Here is a 21,145-nt window from a genome sequence, read left to right on the forward strand (position 1 = left end):
TGATCGAAAAGCTGGGGTTGCTGGGGTGAAATTTCAGCAGAATACGGGATATGTCGTTTTCTGCGGGCGACGATCCGCCATCCCGGGACGACCACGCCCTCGAACCCGTGGGGGAGAGGCCGGGCGGGGTGTTCAGGAAGGTGCTGCGGCGGGCCGGGGGAAGGTACGCGCCCGCTGACTTCGGGGTTCCCCCGTACGCGCCGGACGGGCCCGCGCCGCGGTTGTACGCGCCGGAGCGGGAGGCCGACAGAGGGCGGCGCGGCGCTCTGGCGGTCGGCCTGGCCGTCACCGCGGCCGTGCTCGCCGTCGGCGGGGCGGTGGTGGCGGCGATCGCGTCCCAACTGCACGCGATCCCGGCCCCGCCCGCCGATCCCCCCACGCTGACACCGCACCACACGACGGCGGCCCCGGTGGACACGCGGCTGAGCCACGAGGAGTTCGGCGACCGGGACCTGGGCCGCAGGCTGACGGCCGCCAAGGTGGGCGGCTGGGACCACCCCACCTGCGACCCCGTCGACGGCAGAGGCCGCGTGCTGGGCAGGAACCACTGCGACCACGCCGCCCAGATCGCCTACTCCGCCCGGGACGGGAAGCTCCGGGCGGTCCAGCTCCTGCTGGCCTTCCCCACCGAGCGCCGCGCCCAGGCCGCCGCCGTCAGCCTGTCCAAGCGGACGTCGGACGCGATCCGCTGGCGGCGGGGCGGCACGCATGCCAGGTACGCGTACGGCAAGGCCGGGGTGGCGGGCGCCGGCCCGTACGTGGTGGTCACCGTGGTCACCGCGACCGGCCGGGCCGGCGGGCAGGCGCCGGCGTTCCACCGCGTGCTCCACTCGGACACCGTGCACCGTTTCGCGGCTCTGAACAGATCCTGAAGGCCGAGGCCCTAGCGTGCTCACCGTGAGCGGGAAATCAGCGACCGTCTTGGCCCCCCTCTTCGCGATCATGCTCGCCGCCTGCAGTGCGATGGGCGGCGGCGGCGCGGAGCGGCAGTCCCCGGACGCGTGGTCGGCCACGCCGGAGAGCGCGCCCCCCGAGCCGACGGGCTGCCGGCACGGCGAGCTCATCCCGGCGGTCGACATCCCGGCCGTGCACGCGGACCCGGTGGTGATCCCCGAGGTACGGATCGGCGGCGAGGTCGTCCCCGAGGTGACCATCCCGGGCGTGGACCTCCCCGCCCAGCGGATCCCCGCCCAGTGCACCGAGATCAGGCCCGCGCCCGGCGGCTGCCTGGGGGCCGCGTCGATCCCGCCGGTGTCGATCCCCGCCGTCGAGATCCCGCCCGTCGAGATCCCCGGCCTGGACGCGGGCGGAATCAAGCTCGACCCGGTGCGCGCCGAGGGCGAGAGCGCGCCCGCGCAGCACGCCGAGGGCGTCTCGACGCCGGAGGTGTGCCAGGCCGAGCCGAAGGACGGGGGCGTCGTCCTGTCCGTGGTCAGGCCTCCCCTCGTCCGGGCGCCGCTGGTCCGGCCGCGCCTGATGCGCGGCAACCTGATCAGGCCGTACGCCTGCAACGACCGGAACGAGTGCGTCCCGGCCGTCGAGGTGCCCGCGCTGGAGGTGCCCGCCGTCGAGGTGCGGGCCGTCGAGATCCCCGCCGCCGAGCTCAAGGCGTACGAGGCCGGCTCCTAGAGTTGGAGCTTTACCGATTCCTGGTGTCAGCCCCTCTGTGATGGTCCGGTGACCGGGTAGCCGCTGGTAAGGACAAAGGGGGAAATCATGAGACATGACGACTTCGTTGGCCAAGTACAGGCCCGAGCCCGTCTGGGCGACCGGGCACACGCCGAGCGGGCCATCCGGGCGTCGCTGGAGACGCTCGGCGAACGCCTGCCGGAGAGCCTGGCCGACAAGCTCGCAGCCCAGCTGCCACACGAGATCGGCGAGAACCTGCGCCGCACCGAGGTCTACGGCGGCCTCGGCACCGGTGAGCACTTCGGCCGCGAGGAGTTCATCCGCAGGGTGGGCGCCAGGGCCGGGGTCGACGATCGAAGAGCGGTGTTCCTCGCCCGGGTGGTGTTCGAGGTCACCGACGAGGCCACCCAGGGCCGCATCATGACCAAGGTCCGCGAGAGCCTCACCGAGGAGCTGCGCGAGCTGGCCACCGCGGGCAGCCAGGGACACCTCTGACAGGTCCGTGTTCCCGGCGCCGGTCAGGGTAGCTGCCCCGGGCATCCCCCCTGACCGAGCGTCGTGGAAAGGACCGCCGACATGTCCGATCGCATCGCCGATCCGTGGGGGAGACGCACCCCCTACGGCCCGCCTTCGGCAGCCGAACGGGTGGCGGCGTCGCTGCCCGGACCGGTGCGCCGGGTGCTGCCCCGGGAGATCGGACGGCGCGCCACCTGGCCCGTACGGGTGGACATGTTCCTGGAGGAGGGCGTCGCCGAGGCCGACGTGGACCGCTGGGTCCGGGCGGCCTCGATCCTGCACAGCAACGGCGACGCGATGGACATCGCGGTCGCCGGAGGACGGATCGTCGGCGTGCGCGGGTGCGCCGGCGACCGCGTCAACCGGGGCAGGCTCGACCCCAAGGACCTGTACGGCTGGCAGGCCAACAACAGCCCCGACCGGCTCACCCGGCCGCTGGTCAGGCAGGACGGCCGGCTGGTCGAGACCGGCTGGGACGACGCGATGGGCCGGATCACGGCCCGCTCGCGCGAGCTGCTCGACGGGCCGGGCGGCTGGGGCCACTTCGGCTTCTACACCAGCGGCCAGCTGTACCTGGAGGAGTACTACACCCTCGGCGTGATCGGCAAGGCCGGCATCGGCACGCCGCACATGGACGGCAACACGAGGCTGTGCACCGCGACCTCGGCGGCGGCGCTGAAGGAGAGCTTCGGCACCGACGGTCAGCCCGGCTCCTACACCGACGTGGACCACTGCGACGCCATCGCGCTGTGGGGGCACAACGTGGCCGAGACGCAGACCGTGCTCTGGATGCGCATGCTCGACCGCCGCCGCGGCCCCCGCCCGCCCGCGCTGATCGCCGTCGACCCGCGACAGACCGCCGTCGCCCGCGAGGCAGACGTGCACCTGGCCGTGCGCCCCGGCACCAACCTGGCCCTGATGAACGCGCTCGTCCACCGCTTGCTCGACAAGGGCTGGTACGACGAGCGGTATGTGCGCGCCCACACCCTCGGCTTCGACGAACTGGCCGAGACGGTGCGCGACCGCACGCCGGAGTGGGCCGCGGAGATCTGTGACGTGCCCGTACGCGACATCGAACGCGCGGCGGAGATCATCGGCACCTGCCGCAGGCTGCTCTCCACCGTCCTGCAGGGCTTCTACCAGTCCAACCAGGCCACCGCGGCCGCGTGCCAGGTCAACAACCTCCACCTGCTGCGCGGCATGCTCGGCCGCCCGGGCGCGGGCCTGTACCAGATGAACGGGCAGCCCACCGCGCAGAACACCCGTGAGACCGGCGCGGACGGCGACCTGCCCGGCATGCGTAACTGGGACAACCCCGCGCACATCGACGAGCTGGCCCGGCTGTGGAACGTCGACTCGTCCGTCATCCCGCACTGGGCGCCGCCGACGCACGCCATGCAGATCTTCCGCTACGCCGAGCAGGGCTCGATCAAGCTGCTGTGGATCTCGGCCACGAACCCCGCCGTCTCCCTGCCGGACCTGGCGCGCATCCGCCGCATCCTGGCCCAGGAGAACCTGTTCGTCGTCGTCCAGGACATCTTCATGACCGAGACGGCGATGCTGGCCGACGTGGTGCTGCCCGCCGCCACCTGGGGGGAGAAGACCGGCACGTTCACCTGCGCCGACCGTACGGTGCACCTGTCGGACAAGGCGGTGGACCCGCCCGGCGAGGCCCGCTCCGACCTGGACATCTTCCTGGACTACGCGCGCCGCATGGACTTCCGCGACAAGGACGGCGCCCCGCTGATCAAGTGGCACGACCCGGAGTCCGCGTACCGGGCCTGGCAGGCCTGCTCGGCGGGGCGGCCGTGCGACTACACCGGCATCACGTACGAGCTGCTGCGCGGCGGCGGCGTGCAGTGGCCGCTCGGCACCGAGCGGCTGTACGCGGGCGGCAGGTTCAACACCGACCCTGACTACTGCGAGACGTACGGGCACGACCTGGTCACCGGCGCCGCCCACGGCGAGGAGAGCTACCGGGCCAAGGAGCCGCGCGGACGCGCGTTCCTGAAAGCGGCCCCGTACCAGCCGTCGCCGGAGGTGCCCGGCGAGGAGTATCCGCTGACGCTGACCACCGGCCGCACCGTCTACCAGTTCCACACCCGGACCAAGACGGGCCGGGCCCCGCAGCTCGCGGCGGCGGCGCCGGAGCCGTGGGTGGAGATCAGCCCGGCGGACGCCACCGAGCTGGGGGTCGGCGAGGGCGACCTGGTGCGGGTGGAGTCGCCGCGCGGCGCGCTGGAGGCCAGGGCGCGGGTGTGCGGCACCCGTAAGGGCACGGTGTTCGTGCCGTTCCACTACGGCTACTGGGACCGGGACGAGTCAGGGCCGGGCGACGGGGCGGCGCGCGCCGCGAACGAGCTGACGATGACGAGCTGGGACCCGGTGTCCAAGCAGCCGATCTTCAAGGTGGCCGCGGTCCGGCTGAGCAAGGTGGCCACGGCGGAGGGTGCGGTGTCGGCCGCGCCCACCGTCGGCAACCGGCCGGCCGACCCGCGCGTCCCGGTCACCGCCGGCGGGCCCGCCGCCGAGGCGGACGAGCACGTCGAGGAGGAGTGAGCCATGCATCTCGCCCACTACCTGGGGCTGCTGTACCGTTCGCAGACCGAGCTGGCGTCCGCCTTCCGTGAGGTCGGTGAGCAGCACAAGGACGAGCCGGACGTGTTCCACGTGTGCGAGCGGCTGGCCGCCCAGTGCGACGCGCACGCCGGCCGGCTGCGGCCGTTCGCCGAGCGCTACTCGGAGGAGTCGCCGGACGAGCCGGAGCGGCTGCACTCCACCCTGTTCTCCGGCTCCCGCACCGGCGGGCTCGGGCTGCTGCGCGACCTGCACGACCTCTACCTGATGGCGGCCGAGTGCGACATCTCGTGGACGCTCATCGGCCAGGCCGCGCAGGGCGCCAGGGACCGGGAGCTGCTGGGCGTGGTCTCCGTGTGCGAGAGCGAGACCGCCGCCCAGATGCTGTGGCTGCGCACCCGGATGAAGCAGGCCGCGCCGCAGGCGCTGGTCGTCGCCGCCTGACCCCCGGCCCGCCGATCAGGCCGGGCGGGTGAACTCGCGCCGCTCGGCCGTCCACCCGGCCGCCTGCTCGCTCAGCGTGAGGCCGAGCCCCGGCCGGTCGGGCACGAGCATGCGCCCGTCGCGGATCTCCAGCCGCTCCTCGAACAGCGGCTCCAGCCACTCGAAGTGCTCCACCCAGGGCTCCTGCCCGTACGCGGCAGCGAGGTGCAGGTGGATCTCCATGGCGAAGTGCGGGGCGAGCTGCACCCGGTGGTGCTCGGCGAGTGCGGCCAGGCGCAGGAACGGGGTGACGCCGCCGATCCGCGGCGCGTCCGGCTGCAGGATGTCGGCGCCGCCCGCGCGCAGCAGCTCGGCGTGCTCGGCGACGCTGGTCAGCATCTCGCCGGTGGCGACGGGCGTGTCGAGCGCGGCGGCCAGCGCGGCGTGCCCGGCGTGGTCGTGCGCGTCGAGCGGCTCCTCGATCCACACCAGGCCGAACTCCTCCAGCGCCCGCCCCATCCGGGCCGCCGCCGGCCGGTCCCACTGCTGGTTGGCGTCGACCATCAGCGGCACCTCCTCGCCCAGCAGCTCGCGCGCCGCCCGCACCCTGGCCAGGTCGGCCCGCCCGTCGGGCTGGCCCACCTTGATCTTGATGCCGCCGATGCCGCGCTCCAGCGCCGCGGCGGCGTTCTCCAGCACCCGCTCGATCGGGGCGTGCAGGAAGCCGCCCGAGGTGTTGTAGCAGCGCACCGAGTCGCGGTGCGCGCCCAGCAGCTTGGCCAGCGGCAGCCCGGCCCGCCTGGCCTTCAGGTCCCACAACGCGATGTCGAAAGCGGCGACGGCCTGGATCGACAGCCCGCCGCGGCCCACGGACGCGCCGGCCCACACCAGCTTCTCCCACAGCCTGGGGATGTCGTTGGCGTCCTCGCCGATCAGCTCGGGGGCGATCTCGCAGGCGTGCGCGTACTGGCCGGGGCCGCCCGCCCGCTTGGAGTAGCAGAACCCGATCCCCTCCAGGCCGCCCTCGGTGGTGATCTCGGCGAACAGGAAGGCGACCTCGGTCATCGGCCGCTGCCGCCCGGTGAGCACCTTGGCGTCGCTGACCGGTGTGTCGAGCGGCAGGTAGACGGACGACAGGCGGACCCGGGCGATGCGGTCGAGGGGATTCATGAGGGGATCATACGAATCCGGTTGTCATGGCGCGGGGATGACAGGTGTCATGCCCGGCCGGTGACTGAGCGGACTGGCCCCGGCGGCCCATGATCGACCAGGCTCGTGCGTGACGTTGACGCCGAGACCGGAGGTAGCAGATGTCGATCATGACACGCGTGCTCGCGGGGGTGAGCGCGCTGGTCGTGGCCGGGGCGGTCGCCGTTCCCGCCCAGGCGGCCGCGCCCGGCGGGGGCGAGCTGCGGGAGTCGCTGGACGCCGTCCACGAAGCAGGCATGTACGGGGTCTACTCCGCGGTACGCGACGGGCGCGACACCTGGAAGGGCGCCTCCGGCGTGGCCGACGTGCGCACCCGGCGGCCGGTGAAGCCCGACATGGTGCACCGGGTGGGCAGCATCACCAAGACGTTCACCTCGGTCGCGGTGCTCCAGCAGGTCGAGCGCGGCACGGTCGAGCTGGACGCGCCAGTGAGCCGCTACCTGCCGGACCTGGTCCCCGGCGACCGGATCACGGTGCGCATGCTGCTCAACCACACCAGCCACATCGCCGACTACATCCCCGGCGCCTTCCCCTCGCTGCTGGAGGGCTCCACGGCCAGCCTGGACGAGCACCGCTTCCGCCGCATCGAGCCCGAGGAGCTGGCGCGTCTCGGTCTCCAGGCCGCGCCGACGGGGCAGCCGGGGGCGACGCCCGGCTCGTACTCCAACACCAACTACATCCTCGCCGGACTGCTGCTGGAGAAGGTCACCGGCACGGACGCCGAGGCGTACATCACCCGCCACGTGATCCGCGAGGCCGGGCTGCGGCACACGTCGTTCCCGCGCACGCCGCGCATCCCCGGGCCGAGCTCCGGCGCGTACGAGTCCATGTACGGGCTGATCGACCCGCCGCGTGACTACGGCGTCTACGACATGTCGTGGGCGGGGACGGCCGGGGCCGTCGTGTCGACCATGGACGACCTCAACCGCTTCTACCGCGCGCTGCTCCAGGGCGAGCTGGTCGGGGCCGCCCAGCTCGCCGAGATGCGGCGGACCGTGCCCGTGTCCGCCGGGGGCGGCGTCATCGAGTACGGTCTCGGCCTCTACGCGCTCGACCTGCCCTGCGGCCGCTTCTGGGGCCACGACGGCGGCGTCTGGGGCATGATCACCCAGTCGCTGTCGAGCCCCGACGGCAGCCGCCAGATCTCCGTGGGCCTGAACCGCGCCAAGTATCAGACCGTCGACGAGAACGGCCAGATCGTCCCCCACCCGATCGACGCCGCCTTCGTCGGCCACCTCCTGCTCGCGCTCTGCGGGCCGGGCCAGGCCAGGACGCTGTCGACGCCCGTCACCCCGTTCCCGGCGGACCGGCTCCAGCTCAGCCGATGAGCCGCGCCACCAGCCGGGGCACCGCCTCGCCGATCGGGTCCCTGATCACCTCGTCGGCCAGGTCGTCGTACGGGGTCGGCCCGGCGTTCACGATGACCAGCCGCGCCCCGTTGCGCTCGGCCAGCGCGGCGAGCGACGCGGCGGGCATCACCTGCAGCGACGTCCCGACGGCGACGAACACCTCGGCCCGCTCGGCGGCCTCGGCCGCCTCGGCGATCACGTCCTGAGACAGGTTCTCGCCGAACATGACCGTGGTCGTCTTCAGGATCCCGCCGCACTCCTGGCAGGCGGGATCCTGCTCGCCGTCGTCGATCCGGTCCAGCGCCTCGTCCAGCGTCGAACGGTCGCCGCATCCGACGCACACCACCCCGAACATGTTGCCGTGCAGCTCCAGCACCCGGTCAGGGCTGGATCCCGCCCTCTGGTGCAGGCCGTCGACGTTCTGCGTGATCAGCCGATCGAGCCGCCCGGCCCGCTCCAGCTCCACCAGCGCCCGGTGCGCGGCGTTGGGCTCGGCCGTGCGCGCCGGGCTGCCCCGGCGGAACGCCCAGGACCGGCGCCGGATCTCGGGATCGGCGAGGTAGTAGCCGATGGTGACGAGCTTCTCGTGGTCGGGGTCCTGGCGCCACAGCCCGCTGGGACCGCGGTAGTCGGGGATCCCGGACCCGGTCGAGATGCCGGCCCCGGTCATGACGGAGATCATCACTCCATGGTAGGGACAACCGGTAGTTCGGCATCAGCTGTGCCTGTTAACCTCGGGCTTTCACGGGGAATTTGAGCCGAACTGATCGTTTACATGAGAAAAGTGCCTTTGAGCTGGGAGGATAGGGCTTGTCGAAGGTCCTGTCCGCGCCAGAGCAAGAGGCACTTTTCACATGCAGACTATCGCGTCCAACCGCAAGATCAGCCTGTCCGCTGACGCAAACGGTCTCCTGTCCCACGCAGGCGGCCTCCTCCTCACCCGGACGCTGGCCACCACCGGCCTGAACCGGGCGCTGTCACACGAACTGGAGCGGTGGCGCCCCTCACGCGCCGTGCACGACCCAGGCAAAGTCATCGCTGATCTCGCCCTCACTCTCGCCCTGGGCGGAGACTGCCTGGCCGACATCGCCCTGCTGCGCTCCCAGCCCGAGCTGTTCGGCCCCATCGCCTCCGACCCGACCGTCTCACGCCTGATCGACCGGCTCGCCGCCGATGAGACCCACGCGCTGAAGGCCATCCGCACCGCCCGCGCCACCGCCCGCCAGCGCGCCTGGCACCTGGCCGGCGCTCATGCCCCTGGAGCCGATGCCCAGCCCGTGATCGTCGACCTCGACGCCACCATCGTCATCTCCCACTCCGACAAGCAGCACGCCGCCCCGACCTGGAAGAAAAGCTACGGCTTCCACCCGATGACCGCCTTCGCCGACCACGGCCCCGGCGGCGGTGGAGAACCGCTGGCCCTGCTGCTGCGGCCCGGCAACGCCGGCTCCAACACCGCCGCCGACCACATCGCAACCACCCGCCTGGCCCTGGCCCAGCTGCCCCGCGCCCAGCGGCGTAACGTGCTCATCCGCACCGACTCCGGCGGCGGCACCCACGAGTTCCTGAACTGGCTCACCCGCCCCGGACGATGGCTGAAGTACTCCATCGGCTTCACCATCACCGACGACATCGCCACCGCCATCCTCAAACTGCCCGCCACCGCCTGGACCCCCGCCTACAACGCCGACCGCCGGCCGCGCCCGGGCGCGTGGGTCGCCGAGCTCACCGGCCTGCTGGAGCTGACCGGCTGGCCCAAAGGCATGCGCGTCATCGTCCGCAAAGAACGCCCGCACCCCGGCGCCCAGCTGCGCTTCACCGATCTAGACGGACACCGCTTCACCTGCTTCGTCACCGGCACCAAAAGCGGCCAGCTCGCCGACCTGGAATTACGCCACCGCCGCCGCGCCCGCGCCGAAGACCGCATCCGCGCCGCCAAGGACACCGGCCTGCGCAACCTGCCCCTGCACGACTTCGCCCAGAACCAGATCTGGCTCGAGATCGTCGCCCTGGCCTGCGAACTGCTCGCCTGGATGCAGATGCTGGCCCTACACGGCACCGACGCCCGCCGTTATGAGCCCAAACGCCTGCGGTTACGTCTGTTCGCCGTCGCCGGACGCCTGGTGCGCGGTGGCCGTCGCCTGCGCCTGCGCATCGCCACGCGATGGCCCTGGGCCGGCACACTCCTGACCGCCCTGGCCCGGCTCCAAGCCCTGCCAGCGCCGACCTGACCAGCACGAAACCATCCCCACGAACCAGGAAGGAACCCTCGGGCCCTGGAACCCCGCCCACCCGGCGCGACAGCCGGGCAGCCACGCTGACCACAGCGAGGAAATCGATCTCCAGCCGAAGACCTCAGCCGACCAACTCAAGGTCGAGAAAGATCGAGGTTAACGGCCCCGAATAGTGACTATGTGAGAAATGAACTGCTTTCATGTCTATGTCCGATAAGTCTTACGTGTAGGGCTTCTGTGTCATGGGCATGACCATCACGCTCAATGCGACTCATTTCACCATCAGTCCGATTCGGGGGAACGGCTCGATGTATATAAACGGAATTCGCACCATCATCGGAGGCGCCGTTCTCTCGGCCGCCGCGCTCGCGGTCGGAGCGCCGGCGGCCGGCGCGGGGGCGAGCGTACCGTGCTCCGGGCGCGCACTGGTGAAGGCGATCGACAACGCCGCGTCGGGCGCGACGCTCTATCTGACGCCCGGCTGCAGATACGTCCTGAACGACTTGACCGGCCCGCTTCCGGCCATCGACGCGCCCCTCACCATCCGCGGGGGCAGCAGCACGATCCAGCGGGACCCGGCGGCCGATGCGTTCCGCCTGTTCACCGTCAACAGCGACTTCAACCTCGACCGGGTCAAGCTCCTCGGCGGTGACGCGAGGACCTCCCCAGGAGGATTCGGCGGAGCCGTCGCCGTCAACAATGGGACCACGAACCTCAACAGAGTGTTCATCCGGAACAACACCGCCACCTTTGCCGGTGGTCTCGGCGGCGTCGCCGGAGCCGTCGTCAACGTGTCGAACAGCAATATTCAGAACAACACCGCGACCAGGAACGGCGGCGGCGCGGCCAATGACGGGAGAATGACGTTCATCGACACCGTCGTCAACAACAACCGCGCCGGGGAGAAAGGCGGAGGAATAGCCAGCGACGGAATCCTGGTGGTGACCGGAAGCGTCGTCAACGACAATACGGCCGGCACCGTCGGAGGGGGCGTGGCGAATTTCGGTCCCGGCACCGCGTCGATCATCCGCAGCATCGTCAACGGCAACACGGCGAACAACGCCCCGGGAGGCATCGACAACGAGGGCGCCCCCGGCGCCGTGACGCTGACGCGGTCGATCGTGCGGGGCAACACCCCGACCAACTGCGCGCCCACGTTCGTCCAGGGGTGCGTCCGCTAGGCTGAGCGAATCCCCCCGATCATCCCGGCTTGACCTTGACGTAGCGTCAAGGTCTCTAATGAGGGCATGCGGATCGGCGAGCTCGCCGCGCTGGTCGGGGTGTCCACCCGGACCGTGCGGCACTACCACCAACTCGGGTTGCTGCCCGAGCCGGCGCGGACGGCCGGCGGCTACCGGGACTACCGGTTGCGCGACGCCGTGCTGCTCGCCCGCGTCCGCCGGCTGGCGGAGCTGGGGCTGTCGCTGGACGAGATCCGCGACGTGCTCGCCGACGACCGGGGCAGGGACCTGCGCGAGGTGCTCCTGGAGCTGGACTCCGACCTGGCCAGGCAGCAGGAGCTCATCGCGGCGCGGCGGGTCCGGCTGGCGGCTCTGCTGGAGGAGGGGGAGCTGCGGGCCGACTCGGCGGTCTCCCCGGACATGGCGGCGGTGCTGCGCGACCTGGACACGGAGGGGTCGACGTTCGCCGAGATGGACCGCGAGATGCTCACGCTCATGGACACGGTCGCCGATCCCGGGATGCGCGACGAGATCGTCGAGCTGATGCGGCCGCTCGCCGAGCCGGGCATGCGCGAGCGCGCGCACGAGCTCTACCGGCGCCTCGACGGGCTGGCCGACGCCGAGCCGGGCGATCCGCGGGTCCGCGAGCTGGCCGCCGACCTGGCCGCGCACATGCCGGACGAGCTGGTGCGCGGGGTGATCGAGCACCTGCCGCCGGAGGGCGGGCCGTGGCTCGACGCCATGCTCGAAGAGCTGACACCCGCGCAGGGCGAGGTGTTCCGGTTGATGGTCGGCATGCTGAAGGAGCAGGCGTGAGGGTGCTGCGCAGGATCGCCGGATTCGACGCCAAGGGCATGGCCAGCCTCGCCCTGTGGGTCGCCCGACGCAGGGACGGCGTGCCGCCCGGCGCGCTGGCGGTGTCCTACTCCAGGGCCCAGTCCGCGACGATGATCCTCCTCCTGGTCATGATGGCCGTCGAGGTCGTGGTGGTGGAGGTGGTGCTGCGCGCCTTCGACGTGCCGGCCTGGATCCGCGTGCCGATCCTGGTCGCCGACCTGTACGGGCTGCTCGTCGGGTTCGCGGTGGTGGCCGCCTGCGTCACCCGGCCGCACGTCGTCACCGGCCGCGAGCTGCGGATCAGGTACGGCGCCTTCTTCGACCTGCGCATCCCGCGCGAGCTCGTCGCCTCGGTGCGCCCGGTGCGCTCCTACAACGAGGCCGGCCTGGTCGGGGTCCAGGACGAGCGGCTGACCGTGGCGGTGGCGTCGCAGGTGAACGTGGTGGTGGAGCTGTCGGAGCCGGTCACCGCGGTCCGCCCGCTGGGCGCCGAGGCGGAGGTCACCACGGTGCGCTTCTTCGCCGACGAGCCGGCCACGCTGGTGGCGGCGCTGCGCCCGGCCCAGGAGAAGGCGGTCTAGCCCGCGCCGATGGCGTGGTCGATGAAATCGAGGAGCACGGCGGTCTGCTGGTCCAGGTCGACGCCGGGGTCCATCGCCCATGACTCCAGCACGCCGTCGACGCAGCGCACGATGATGTTGGCGACGCCGCGCGGGTCGAAGGACCGCAGCTCGCCGTCGCGCTGGCCCTGGGCGAGGATCTCGGCGATCCCGTCGACCTCCTCGGCGAGTTCGTCCGAGTAGGCGTACGAGCCGTCCTCGCCGCGGTGGTTGGCCATGATCTCGCTCATCGCGAGGAACTCGACGCGATGAGCCTGGAAGAACTCCAGCTGCGACCCGATCCACGCGCGCACCCGCCCGGCGGCCGTCTTCTCGGCCGCGATCCGGGGCTCCATGTGCTGCCAGCCCCGGTCGAAGAGCCGGGTCACCACCAGGCGGAGGATCTCGTCCTTGCTGCCGAAGTGGTAGCTGATCACGCTCTTGCTGATGCCGGCCTTCTCGGCGATCCGCGCGAACGAGGTGTGGGCGTAGCCCACCTCCGCCACCACCTCGGCGGCGGCCTCGACGATCTGGGCCCGCCGGGCCTGCTCGATGAAGGACGGCCGCTTCCGCCCCGGCGGCTCGTGGCCCGGCCGGCTCATCCCGACACGTCCGCCGCATGGGCGAACAGCAGCCCGAGCCAGACCCAGCCCACGACGATCGTCGCGCGCTGCACGAGCCCGGCCTTCGGGTGGTCGGTCTCCCACGCGTGCCCGAAGGCCAGGAAGCCGGCGGTCCCGGCCGCCGCCGTGAGGGCCGAGTACCACTTCCACCCGGTCTCGGGCAGGACGAACGCCGCGATCAGCGCCGCGGCGGGCAGCGCGAAGAAGACCAGCGCCCCGGCGTAGTCGTGCAGCTTGTGCGCCGTCGACACCTCCGTGGGCGTCTCCTCGGAGGTTCCCGGCGGGTAGCCCCGCATGGGGTCCATCGGGAAGACGCCCGAGGCGACCAGCGAGAGCCCGAACACCCCGATCACGACGGCGAGCGGCACGCTGCCGAGGGCGCCCGCGACGGCGACCGCGCCCGCCGTGATCGCCGCGCCGCACACGATGAAGTTGGCCCCTTGCACCCATCCGCGCGGCCCGAGGGCCAGCGCGCTCACCGCGTGCCGGACCGGCCGGTATCCCGGCCGGGTCCAGCCGTCCAGCACGAACGTGACGACGAACAGCCACGAGCCCAGCGTGCCCAGCCACAGGACCGTCGTGGTCATGAGCCCAGTCCGTCCGTCTTGATTTCAGGTCGCATGGCCTGATTTTAGACCAGTCGGACTGATTTCGCGTTCTAGCGGCAGCGGTCTCCGTTCACGTGGAACACCTCGGGTGACGGGTTCGGGCCGGCGGGGGCGGTGCCGGCGAAGCCGAAGGCGGCCGTGGCGCGGGGCCGGAGCTTGCCGTGGCCCTTCGCGGTCACGACAGGTCCGTCCTGTGAGACGGCCGCGCCCCAGGAGTCACGGACACGCTGGGCGCCGGGGAACGACCAGCGCAGATTCCAGCCGTCGAGCGACTTGCCGCCGGTGTTGCGCACGGTGACGTGCGCGACGAAGTTCCGGCCGCCCTGCGCCGTGTAGCGGACGTCGCAGCCGGCGTGACCGGACCGGTCGGCCAGGAACGCGGAGATCCAGGCCAGCGGGGCGTTCCAGTTGATGGTCAGCTCGTTCGTGGCCCACGACTCGATGTGGTCGACGTAGCAGAACTGCGGCTCACAGCCCTGGAGCAGCCGCTGGGCGACCGGGTCCTGGATGGCCGAGTTCGGCCCGCCGGAGAGCGTGCCGCGTGGCGGGTTGGGCAGCGACGCGTCGAGCTGGCGGGCGTACCAGCGGCTGTGCTGGTTCTGGGACGACACCTCGCCGTAGCCGGTCACGTACGACTGGTTGAGCGCGTTGCGGCCGAGGATGTAGTCCATGCCCTCGCGCACGCCGGCGCGGTACTTCTCCTTGCCCGTCAGGTCGTAGGCGACGGCCATCACCACCATGTTGTTGAGCACCAGGTTGTTGGAGCCCCAGTCGTAGTCCGGCGGCCCGTACGGCTGCCCGTAAGCCTGGTCGCGCTGCACGGCGAGATACTTCTCCGCGCCCTCCAGCACCGAGCGGCGCACCCGCTCGCGGTCCCGGATCGCGTTCGGCACCGTCGCCAGCTCCAGGCGGCCGAGCTGGGCGGTGTTGCCCCAGTCGAAGCCGCGCTCGCGCCAGATGTCGCCGGTGTGGTGCGGCGAGGCCAGCACGAACTGGGCGAACTCCTTCTCGCCCGTGGTGATGAACAGCTCGGCGGCCGCCCAGTAGAACTCGTCGCTCACGTCGGTGTCGGAGTAGGCGCCGCCGCCCACGCCGTCGTTCGGGTCGGCGAGCAGGTCCGGGTTCGCCACGGCCGCGGCCCACGCCCGGCGGGCCGCCGCCAGGTTGCGCGCGGCGAACGCGGTGTCGTACGGGGCGAACACGCGGGCGGCCTGGGCGGCGGTCGCGGCCAGGTTGAGCGTGGCGGCGGTGGACGGCGGGTGCAGCTCGCGCGGCTGCGGGTCCAGGTGCGGCATCAACGGCAGCCCGGTCCACTGCGCGTCGTGGATCTTGTGGTGCGCCATGCCGGCCAGCCGCTCGCCCTGCGGGACCTGCATGCTCAGCAGGAACTCCTGCTCCCAGCGGGCCTCGTCCAGCACGTCGGGGACGCCGTTGCCGCTCTCCGGGATGCGCAGCTGACGGTCCGCGAAGGCGGCCTTGTCGCGCTCGTACAGGCTCATGAGCTGGTGGACCGAGATACCGCCGTTGACCACGTACTTGCCGTGGTCTCCGGCGTCGTACCAGCCGCCGCTGACGTCGAGCGAGTAGTCGCAGACGCCCGGCTGGCAGGGGACGGAGGTGTCGCCCCGGTTGGGCGCCGTGCCGACGTGGCCGGCGGGGCGGCCGTAGCCGGGCCGCAGGTCGTCGCGGATCTCGATCCCGCTGCGCTGGGTGTAGTAGAACTTCAGCGCGTCCACCCGCATCTCGTCGTACAGGTTCTCGGCGATGTCGAACGGGCGGCTGGTCTCGCCGTCGGCGGTGAGCGTGTAGCCGGCGCCCGGCTTGCGGTGGCCGCTGAAGTCGATGCTCTGCACGTTCTGTCCCGAACTCGCGTCGACGCCGCGCGGGTCGCTCTTGCCGCGTGCGACGGTACGGCCCGACGCGTCCTTCAGCTCCCACTTGAGCGGCTCGGTCGCCTCGGTGACCACGGTCGCGTTCTTGGGGCCGGACGGCAGGTAGCCGACCATGTTGACGCGCACGCGGGGGCCGGTGTCCGGCTCGTACTCCTCGGGCTCCGCGCCGCCCCGCAGCGACACGTCGTCCATGCAGAACCTCCAGGGCTCGGCGCTGCCGCCCATCTGGAAGGCGACCTGGGCGTTCGGCAGCGAGACGGGGGCGGTGAAGGTGTAGCGGTAGACGTTGCCCGACACGCTCATCTCCGGCGCGGCCGACAGGTACTGCGTCCACGGGTCGACCGGGAGCTGCACCAGCGCCCTGCCGACCTTGGCCGGCGTCGCCGAGGCGTAGAACGAGAACGCGTACGTCTCGCCCTCGACCAGCGGCAGGTTGTCCTGGCCGATGATGACGTCCCACGGGTTGGCGGTGCCGCCGGGGACGTCCACGCACATCCGGCCGTCGTCGACGCCGAGCGTGAGGTTGCCGGTGCCCCACCAGGGGCCGGTGCCTTCGTCGAAGGTGCCGTTGACGATCTGTTCCGGGCCCTCGTCGGCGGCGTGCGCGGGAGTGGCCAGGGCGAACGCGGTGAGTAAGGCCAGTGCGGCGGCCAGGCGTCGAATCATGGGGATCCTCGGGTTTTGGGAGCGCTCCCAGGATCTTCTGGTGTCAGTGCCGCCCCGTCAACGGACCGTCACATCCGCCCTGGTCGGCGGTGAAACTTTCACACCCTGGTTAGTTCGGCCTCGATGAGGTCGGCGGCCCGGATCGTGCCGCCCTCGGCACGGGACTCCTCGCGCAGCCGATCGAGCCGCCCGGCCACCTCCGGGTCGGCGGTCAGCTCGGCCAGGGCGCTCCTGAGCGCGCCGGCCGTCGCGTCGGCCGTGTCGATCCGGCGGGCCACGCCCAGCTCCACCAGCCGGTCGGCGTTCATGAACTGGTCGACCGCCTGCGGCACCGCGATCATCGGCACCCCGGCCAGCAGGCCCTCGCCGCACCCGCCCATGCCCGCGTGCGTGACGAACGCGTCCGCCCGCTCCAGGATCGCCTGCTGCGGCACCCAGGAGTGGACCTCCACGTTGCCCGGGATCGGACCCAGCTCGGCCGGGTCGGTGTGCTTGCCGATCTGCAGCACGACGTGCCAGCCGGGCAGGTCGCCGAACGCGGCCAGGCACTGCCGGTAGAACTCCGGCTGCCGGGTGTAGGCCGTGCCCAGCGAGATCAGCAGCACGTTCGCCGCCCCAGCCGGGCGCTCCCAGGCGCCGGTGGGCTTCTTGCACGGGCCGACGAACGTCACCCCGGCGTCGACCCGGTCGGCGTGCGGCTGCATCGCCCGGGGGATCAGCGCCAGGCAGCGGGCCGGGCGGCCGGAGAAGGCGTCGGCGTCGGTCGTGGTCGCGCCGTTGCCCGCCAGCCACTCGGCGAACCGCGCCCGGTAGGCGTCCGCGCCGGGCAACTGCCACAGGTGCGCCGCCACCTCCTCGTCGTAGCCGTCCCAGCCGACCATGGAGGGGGAGAGCTGCACGAGCGGCCGTCCCTGCCGCTCGGCCAGCGCCCGCGCCGCGTACCCGCCGATGTCGTACAGGTAGAGGTCCGCCGGGTCTTTGTCGTACGCGGCCTCCAGTTGCGGCAGCAACTGGATGTTGTCCTCCAGGAAGATCCGCATGGCCGCGATCGGGTCGTCCGGCCAGTCGTGGTCGGCGACGGGCAGCGTCGAGGTGCAGGGCACCAGCTCGGCGCCCGCGCCGGTGACCATTTCGGCCACGACCGGGTCGTTGGCGTAGGTCACGCGGTGCCCGCGCGCCACCAGCTCCCCGATCACCTCGATGCTCGGCAGGACGTGACTGATGGCGGGGATGCCGACCATCGCGATGTGGGCGCTGCTCATAAGGTGATCCTATTGACCGTGCTTCCGGGTCAACGTCCACGTCAGCACGGCCACCGTCGCGGCCGCCGTCAGGACGGCGAGCGCGACGGGGAACACGGGCTCCGAGGGCTGCGTCGCCCGCGGAGCGGCGCCGGCCGCCACGGCCGTCGGCCCCGCACCCGGCGCCAGCACCTCGTTGCCCGAGCAGAGCGACGTGGTCAGCCCTTCGTCCCCCTCGCGGGCGAACACCAGATAACGGGTCCCCTCGGTGAACGCGTAGCCGCAGGCGGGCCCCTGCGCCCTGGTGACCACCTCGAACTCGTCCCGCTCCGGGCCCTTGTACACGCGGTCGGCCCGCAGCGTCGCCGTCACCCGCCCGCCGTTCAGCATCGGCTCGTCCACCCGTACGGCCGTGGCCGTCGCGGTGAGGACGACATCGGCGTCACGCATCCGCTCGGCCGGCTCGCGCGACGCGCACGAGCAGGCGTGCGCCGTGCCCCCGCCCGCCACGAGGAACCCCGCCACCAGCGTCAGCACGGCCAGAAATCGGATCATCATGCCTACCGGAACGTGCCGCAGGCGGGATCGGTTCAGCGTGATCTGGCGTGGGACCCCGGGCGTTCACGCCCGGGAGGAAACGACAGCTAGGGAGGGCCGCCAAGGCCCGAGCGGTGGTGACCGGCCGGCCGTCGAGCGGCTCAGCCCGGGCGTCTCTGTTTGTCGATGTACTCTTCGATGATCGATAGGGGTGCGCCGCCGCAGGAGGCGGCGAAGTACGACGGCGACCAGAAATGCCCGCCCCACAGGTACTTACGGATATGTGCCGGATACTCCTTGCGCAGGAGCCGGGCGGACACGCCCTTGAGGCTGTTCACCAGCGTCGAGAGGGCGACTTTGGGTGGGTAGTGCACGAGCAGGCGCACGTGATCTTCCTCGCCGTTGAACTCGGCCAGCTCCGCTCCGAAACTGTCGCACACCTCGATCATGATGCCTTCGCAGCGACGCAGAATCTCGTCGGTGAACACACCTCGCCGATACTTCGGAATGAAGACCAAATGCGCATGAAGCGAGTAGACAACGCTTCGCCCCCTTCTCACCTCAGAATCCGGTGTCCATCTCGGTGACATGGACCTAATGCTAGTGTGTTCGAGGTGAAGCTGGTGGTGCAGGTCAAGCTCCTGCCGACGCCCGAGCAGGCGGCGGCGCTGAAGGCGACACTGCGCGCGGTCAACGACGCGGCCACCTGGGTGGCGGCGCTCGCCCACGACCGGCGGGTGTTTCGCAACTACGACCTGCGCAAGCACGCCTACGGACAGATCAAGGACGGGTACGGGCTGGCGGCCCAGGCCGCGCAGCACGTCATCAAGAAGGTCGCCGACGCCTACACCACCCTGCACGCCAACCTCCGTAACGGCAATCTGGGCAGGCCCGGCTCCGCGCGGCGTGAGCGGGTCCTGGCCAGGCCGATCATGTTTCGCCCCGGCGCGGCCCAGCCGTTCGACGACCGCTGCCTGTCCTGGCAGATGGACGCCCGCACGGTGTCGATCTGGACCGTGGGCGGGCGGATGAAGGGTGTGGCGTTCACCGCCTCGGCCGATCAGCTCGGCACGCTGGCCGCTCACCGCAAGGGCGAATCAGACCTCGTCTACCGCGATGGCATGTGGTTCCTCATCGCCACCTGCGACCTGCCGGACGTGTCGGTGCGGGCCCCGGACGGATTCATCGGGGTGGATCTGGGGATCGCCAACATCGCCACCACCGCCACCAGCACCGGTGCTGGTGTCCGTCACAGCGGCAAGACCCTGAACGCGGTCCGTCACCGCCACCGGGAACTGCGCCGCCGCCTGCAGGCCAAGCAGACCAAGTCCGCGAAACGGCTGCTGAAGAGACGACGCCGCGCTGAGGCGCGTTTCGCCGCCGACATCAATCACACCATCGCCAAGCGCATCGTGACCGAGGCTGCACGCACCGGGCGCGGCATCGCCCTGGAAGATCTCCAGGGCATCCGCGACCGGGTACGGCTCCGCAAGCCCCAGCGGGTCACGCTGCATTCATGGAGCTTCCACCAGCTCGGCCACTTCGTCACCTACAAGGCGGCCCGCGCCGGTGTCGCTCTGGTCTGGGTGGACCCGGCCTACACCTCGCAGGCCTGCTCGGCCTGCGGGCACGTGGACAAGAACAACCGGCCCGGCCAGGCCGAGTTCGCCTGTACGTCGTGCGGCTTCGCTGAGCACGCCGACGTCAACGCAGCTCGTAACATCGCCGCACGCGGTGTCACCAGCTGGGCAGTGAGTCACGCTGCCTGACGCGGACTGGACCGTCGAAGCCACCGACGGCGAGGAGTCGCAAGCTCAGTCCTTCAGGGCTGAGAAGCTGACCGGACGAAGTTGACCCGCTCCAGGTGGGGTTCGTACTCGGCGGGCCCGGCGACGAGCTTCTCCCTGATGAGGTCCAGGGTGGCTCCGCTGGACAGGGAGACGCGCTGGAAGATCTGCGTCCTGCCGCGCACCCGCATCACGATGACGTGCTTCTCGTCGTACCAGCCGGCGAAGGACTCGGCGTGTCCGCCGACGCGGTGCACGACCCTCCCCGTCGCGGCGTCGACGACGCCGATCCGGCGGCCCTTGTCGTTCTCGCCGAGAACGGTGGCGAACAGGCGGCCCGAGGGCGAGGCGACCGTCACCGCCGCCCATTCGTCGAACGCGCCCACGCCCTTGTAGAAGCGTCGCCGCCGGCCGTCCATGTCGTAGACGGCGACCCCGCCCTTGTGGTCGTGCCGGGCCATCACCCGTCCGGGGCCGGCGAAGAAGAAGCGGAAGCCGCGGCCGATGTCCCAGTCCGCCACCCGACGCTGGGGGCCGGTCCTGACCAGGCGGGGGACGCGGTCGCGCGCGTCCAGCGTGACGAAGCCGATGATGGTGAGAGCGCCGTCGCGGTGCTTCCGGTACGCGGTGAGCAGCAGGGTGCCGCCGTCCGCCGACCACTCGGGCGAGGTCACCGGAGCGGGCATCCTGACGGCGTGCGTGCGGCCGGTCCCGCGGTCGATCAGGTCGATCTTCCCGGTGGCCCGCCACAGCCGCCGGTCGGGCACACCCGCCACCCACCGGCCACCGGGCGCGACCAGCGCCTCCCGGTACCGGGTCTTGACGAACGTCCTCCCCTCGCGCAGGTAGCCGTGGAAGGCCTGGCCGGCGTCCCAGATCAGCGAGTACGAGGCCAGCCGCACCGGCAGCCCGTCGTCGACCGTGCCGACCGTCCCCGCGAGCTTCACCCACGGCTTCTCCTCGGCGACGGCCGACGGCGCCCCCGCCACCCCGACCACCAGCGCCATGAGCACGGCGGCCACGGATCTCTTCAGCATGTCGCCCCCTCTTCGATCACCTGCTTAGACCCGTGATCAAGAGGGGTGGTTCGGGGGGTGCCCGATCCGTCGGGAACATGATCGAATCACCGCTAGGGTGTGGCGGGTTCTATCCGGACTTGTGGGGGTTGCTCGCGTACAGCAAGATCCCTGACCTCCTCCGTACGGCGTCCGCGCCGGATAGGACTTGATCTTCGCGG

The 21,145-nt window shown here is 71.4% G+C and carries 20 protein-coding genes; 11 read left to right on the forward strand and 9 right to left on the reverse strand.

The annotated features are described in order from the left end of the window. Positions 1 to 50 precede the first annotated feature (50 nt). The 5 genes from ACZ6YG_RS21680 to ACZ6YG_RS21700 all read left to right on the forward strand — a co-directional run bounded on the left by ACZ6YG_RS21680 (position 51) and on the right by ACZ6YG_RS21700 (position 5,166). The gene (locus ACZ6YG_RS21680; protein ID WP_466019032.1) at positions 51 to 872 is read left to right on the forward strand and encodes a hypothetical protein; all 822 of its coding nucleotides are present in this window, start codon (positions 51 to 53) and stop codon (positions 870 to 872) included. 25 nt (positions 873 to 897) lie between these two features. Further along, the gene (locus tag ACZ6YG_RS21685; RefSeq protein ID WP_466019033.1) at positions 898 to 1,629 is read left to right on the forward strand and encodes a hypothetical protein; all 732 of its coding nucleotides are present in this window, start codon (positions 898 to 900) and stop codon (positions 1,627 to 1,629) included. An 87-nt stretch (positions 1,630 to 1,716) separates the two neighbouring features. Next, positions 1,717 to 2,124, forward strand: coding sequence for a DUF2267 domain-containing protein (locus ACZ6YG_RS21690; RefSeq protein WP_148034047.1), 408 nt, complete (start codon positions 1,717 to 1,719; stop codon positions 2,122 to 2,124). Positions 2,125 to 2,205: 81 nt separating this feature from the next. Beyond that, positions 2,206 to 4,704 carry a molybdopterin oxidoreductase family protein gene (locus tag ACZ6YG_RS21695; RefSeq protein WP_466019034.1) on the forward strand — a complete coding sequence of 833 codons (2,499 nt, stop codon included), beginning with the start codon at positions 2,206 to 2,208 and terminating at the stop codon, positions 4,702 to 4,704. 3 nt (positions 4,705 to 4,707) lie between these two features. Then, entirely contained in the window at positions 4,708 to 5,166 is a 459-nt protein-coding gene (locus ACZ6YG_RS21700) for a hypothetical protein (protein ID WP_466019035.1), read from the forward strand. A gap of 15 nt (positions 5,167 to 5,181) precedes the next feature. Here the strand turns inward: ACZ6YG_RS21700 and ACZ6YG_RS21705 are convergent, their stop codons facing one another. Continuing rightward, complete coding sequence (locus tag ACZ6YG_RS21705) at positions 5,182 to 6,315, reverse strand: L-talarate/galactarate dehydratase (RefSeq protein WP_219545588.1); 1,134 nt, start codon at positions 6,313 to 6,315, stop codon at positions 5,182 to 5,184. Between the two features lie 149 nt (positions 6,316 to 6,464). Between ACZ6YG_RS21705 and ACZ6YG_RS21710 the strand changes: the two genes are divergently transcribed. Continuing rightward, positions 6,465 to 7,682 carry a serine hydrolase domain-containing protein gene (locus ACZ6YG_RS21710; protein ID WP_466019036.1) on the forward strand — a complete coding sequence of 406 codons (1,218 nt, stop codon included), beginning with the start codon at positions 6,465 to 6,467 and terminating at the stop codon, positions 7,680 to 7,682. Here the strand turns inward: ACZ6YG_RS21710 and ACZ6YG_RS21715 are convergent. Further along, entirely contained in the window at positions 7,672 to 8,385 is a 714-nt protein-coding gene (locus ACZ6YG_RS21715; RefSeq protein WP_466019037.1) for an SIR2 family NAD-dependent protein deacylase, read from the reverse strand. The two genes, ACZ6YG_RS21710 and ACZ6YG_RS21715, sit on opposite strands and share 11 nt — an antisense overlap. A 172-nt stretch (positions 8,386 to 8,557) precedes the next feature. Here ACZ6YG_RS21715 and ACZ6YG_RS21720 point away from each other — a divergent pair, with 172 nt between their 5' ends. The 4 genes from ACZ6YG_RS21720 to ACZ6YG_RS21735 all read left to right on the forward strand — a co-directional run bounded on the left by ACZ6YG_RS21720 (position 8,558) and on the right by ACZ6YG_RS21735 (position 12,536). Next, positions 8,558 to 9,934 (forward strand): IS1380 family transposase, encoded by a 1,377-nt coding sequence (locus ACZ6YG_RS21720; RefSeq protein ID WP_466019038.1) that lies wholly within the window; start codon positions 8,558 to 8,560, stop codon positions 9,932 to 9,934. A gap of 251 nt (positions 9,935 to 10,185) precedes the next feature. Next, the gene (locus ACZ6YG_RS21725; protein WP_466019039.1) at positions 10,186 to 11,118 is read left to right on the forward strand and encodes a hypothetical protein; all 933 of its coding nucleotides are present in this window, start codon (positions 10,186 to 10,188) and stop codon (positions 11,116 to 11,118) included. Between the two features lie 66 nt (positions 11,119 to 11,184). Further along, the gene (locus ACZ6YG_RS21730) at positions 11,185 to 11,934 is read left to right on the forward strand and encodes a MerR family transcriptional regulator (protein ID WP_466019040.1); all 750 of its coding nucleotides are present in this window, start codon (positions 11,185 to 11,187) and stop codon (positions 11,932 to 11,934) included. Next, the gene (locus ACZ6YG_RS21735) at positions 11,931 to 12,536 is read left to right on the forward strand and encodes a hypothetical protein (protein ID WP_466019041.1); all 606 of its coding nucleotides are present in this window, start codon (positions 11,931 to 11,933) and stop codon (positions 12,534 to 12,536) included. Before ACZ6YG_RS21730 ends, ACZ6YG_RS21735 begins: the two co-directional genes overlap by 4 nt. Here ACZ6YG_RS21735 and ACZ6YG_RS21740 read toward each other — a convergent pair. The 6 genes from ACZ6YG_RS21740 to tnpA all read right to left on the reverse strand — a co-directional run bounded on the left by ACZ6YG_RS21740 (position 12,533) and on the right by tnpA (position 18,711). Next, complete coding sequence (locus ACZ6YG_RS21740; protein WP_466019042.1) at positions 12,533 to 13,156, reverse strand: TetR/AcrR family transcriptional regulator; 624 nt, start codon at positions 13,154 to 13,156, stop codon at positions 12,533 to 12,535. The two genes, ACZ6YG_RS21735 and ACZ6YG_RS21740, sit on opposite strands and share 4 nt — an antisense overlap. Further along, positions 13,153 to 13,764: a DUF998 domain-containing protein gene (locus tag ACZ6YG_RS21745; RefSeq protein WP_271278449.1), complete on the reverse strand. Its 612-nt coding sequence runs from the start codon at positions 13,762 to 13,764 to the stop codon at positions 13,153 to 13,155. The genes ACZ6YG_RS21740 and ACZ6YG_RS21745 overlap by 4 nt, the downstream gene beginning before the upstream one ends. 71 nt (positions 13,765 to 13,835) lie before the next feature. After that, positions 13,836 to 16,343, reverse strand: a complete 2,508-nt coding sequence (locus ACZ6YG_RS21750; protein WP_466019043.1) for a glycoside hydrolase family 9 protein — start codon at positions 16,341 to 16,343, stop codon at positions 13,836 to 13,838. A gap of 98 nt (positions 16,344 to 16,441) precedes the next feature. Continuing rightward, positions 16,442 to 17,605 carry a macrolide family glycosyltransferase gene (locus ACZ6YG_RS21755; RefSeq protein WP_466019044.1) on the reverse strand — a complete coding sequence of 388 codons (1,164 nt, stop codon included), beginning with the start codon at positions 17,603 to 17,605 and terminating at the stop codon, positions 16,442 to 16,444. 9 nt (positions 17,606 to 17,614) lie between these two features. Next, complete coding sequence (locus tag ACZ6YG_RS21760) at positions 17,615 to 18,142, reverse strand: hypothetical protein (protein WP_148034035.1); 528 nt, start codon at positions 18,140 to 18,142, stop codon at positions 17,615 to 17,617. A gap of 140 nt (positions 18,143 to 18,282) precedes the next feature. Then, the gene (gene tnpA / locus ACZ6YG_RS21765; protein ID WP_148034034.1) at positions 18,283 to 18,711 is read right to left on the reverse strand and encodes an IS200/IS605 family transposase; all 429 of its coding nucleotides are present in this window, start codon (positions 18,709 to 18,711) and stop codon (positions 18,283 to 18,285) included. Positions 18,712 to 18,735: 24 nt separating this feature from the next. Here tnpA and ACZ6YG_RS21770 point away from each other — a divergent pair, with 24 nt between their 5' ends. After that, positions 18,736 to 19,890 carry an RNA-guided endonuclease InsQ/TnpB family protein gene (locus ACZ6YG_RS21770; RefSeq protein ID WP_466019045.1) on the forward strand — a complete coding sequence of 385 codons (1,155 nt, stop codon included), beginning with the start codon at positions 18,736 to 18,738 and terminating at the stop codon, positions 19,888 to 19,890. A 53-nt stretch (positions 19,891 to 19,943) separates the two neighbouring features. On the opposite strand, the gene ACZ6YG_RS21775 is transcribed toward ACZ6YG_RS21770, so the two are convergent. After that, on the reverse strand, positions 19,944 to 20,945 hold the full coding sequence (locus ACZ6YG_RS21775; RefSeq protein WP_466019046.1) for a hypothetical protein: 1,002 nt from the start codon (positions 20,943 to 20,945) through the stop codon (positions 19,944 to 19,946). Positions 20,946 to 21,145: the final 200 nt, after the last annotated feature.

Source organism: Nonomuraea sp. NPDC054003 (assembly GCF_055585125.1).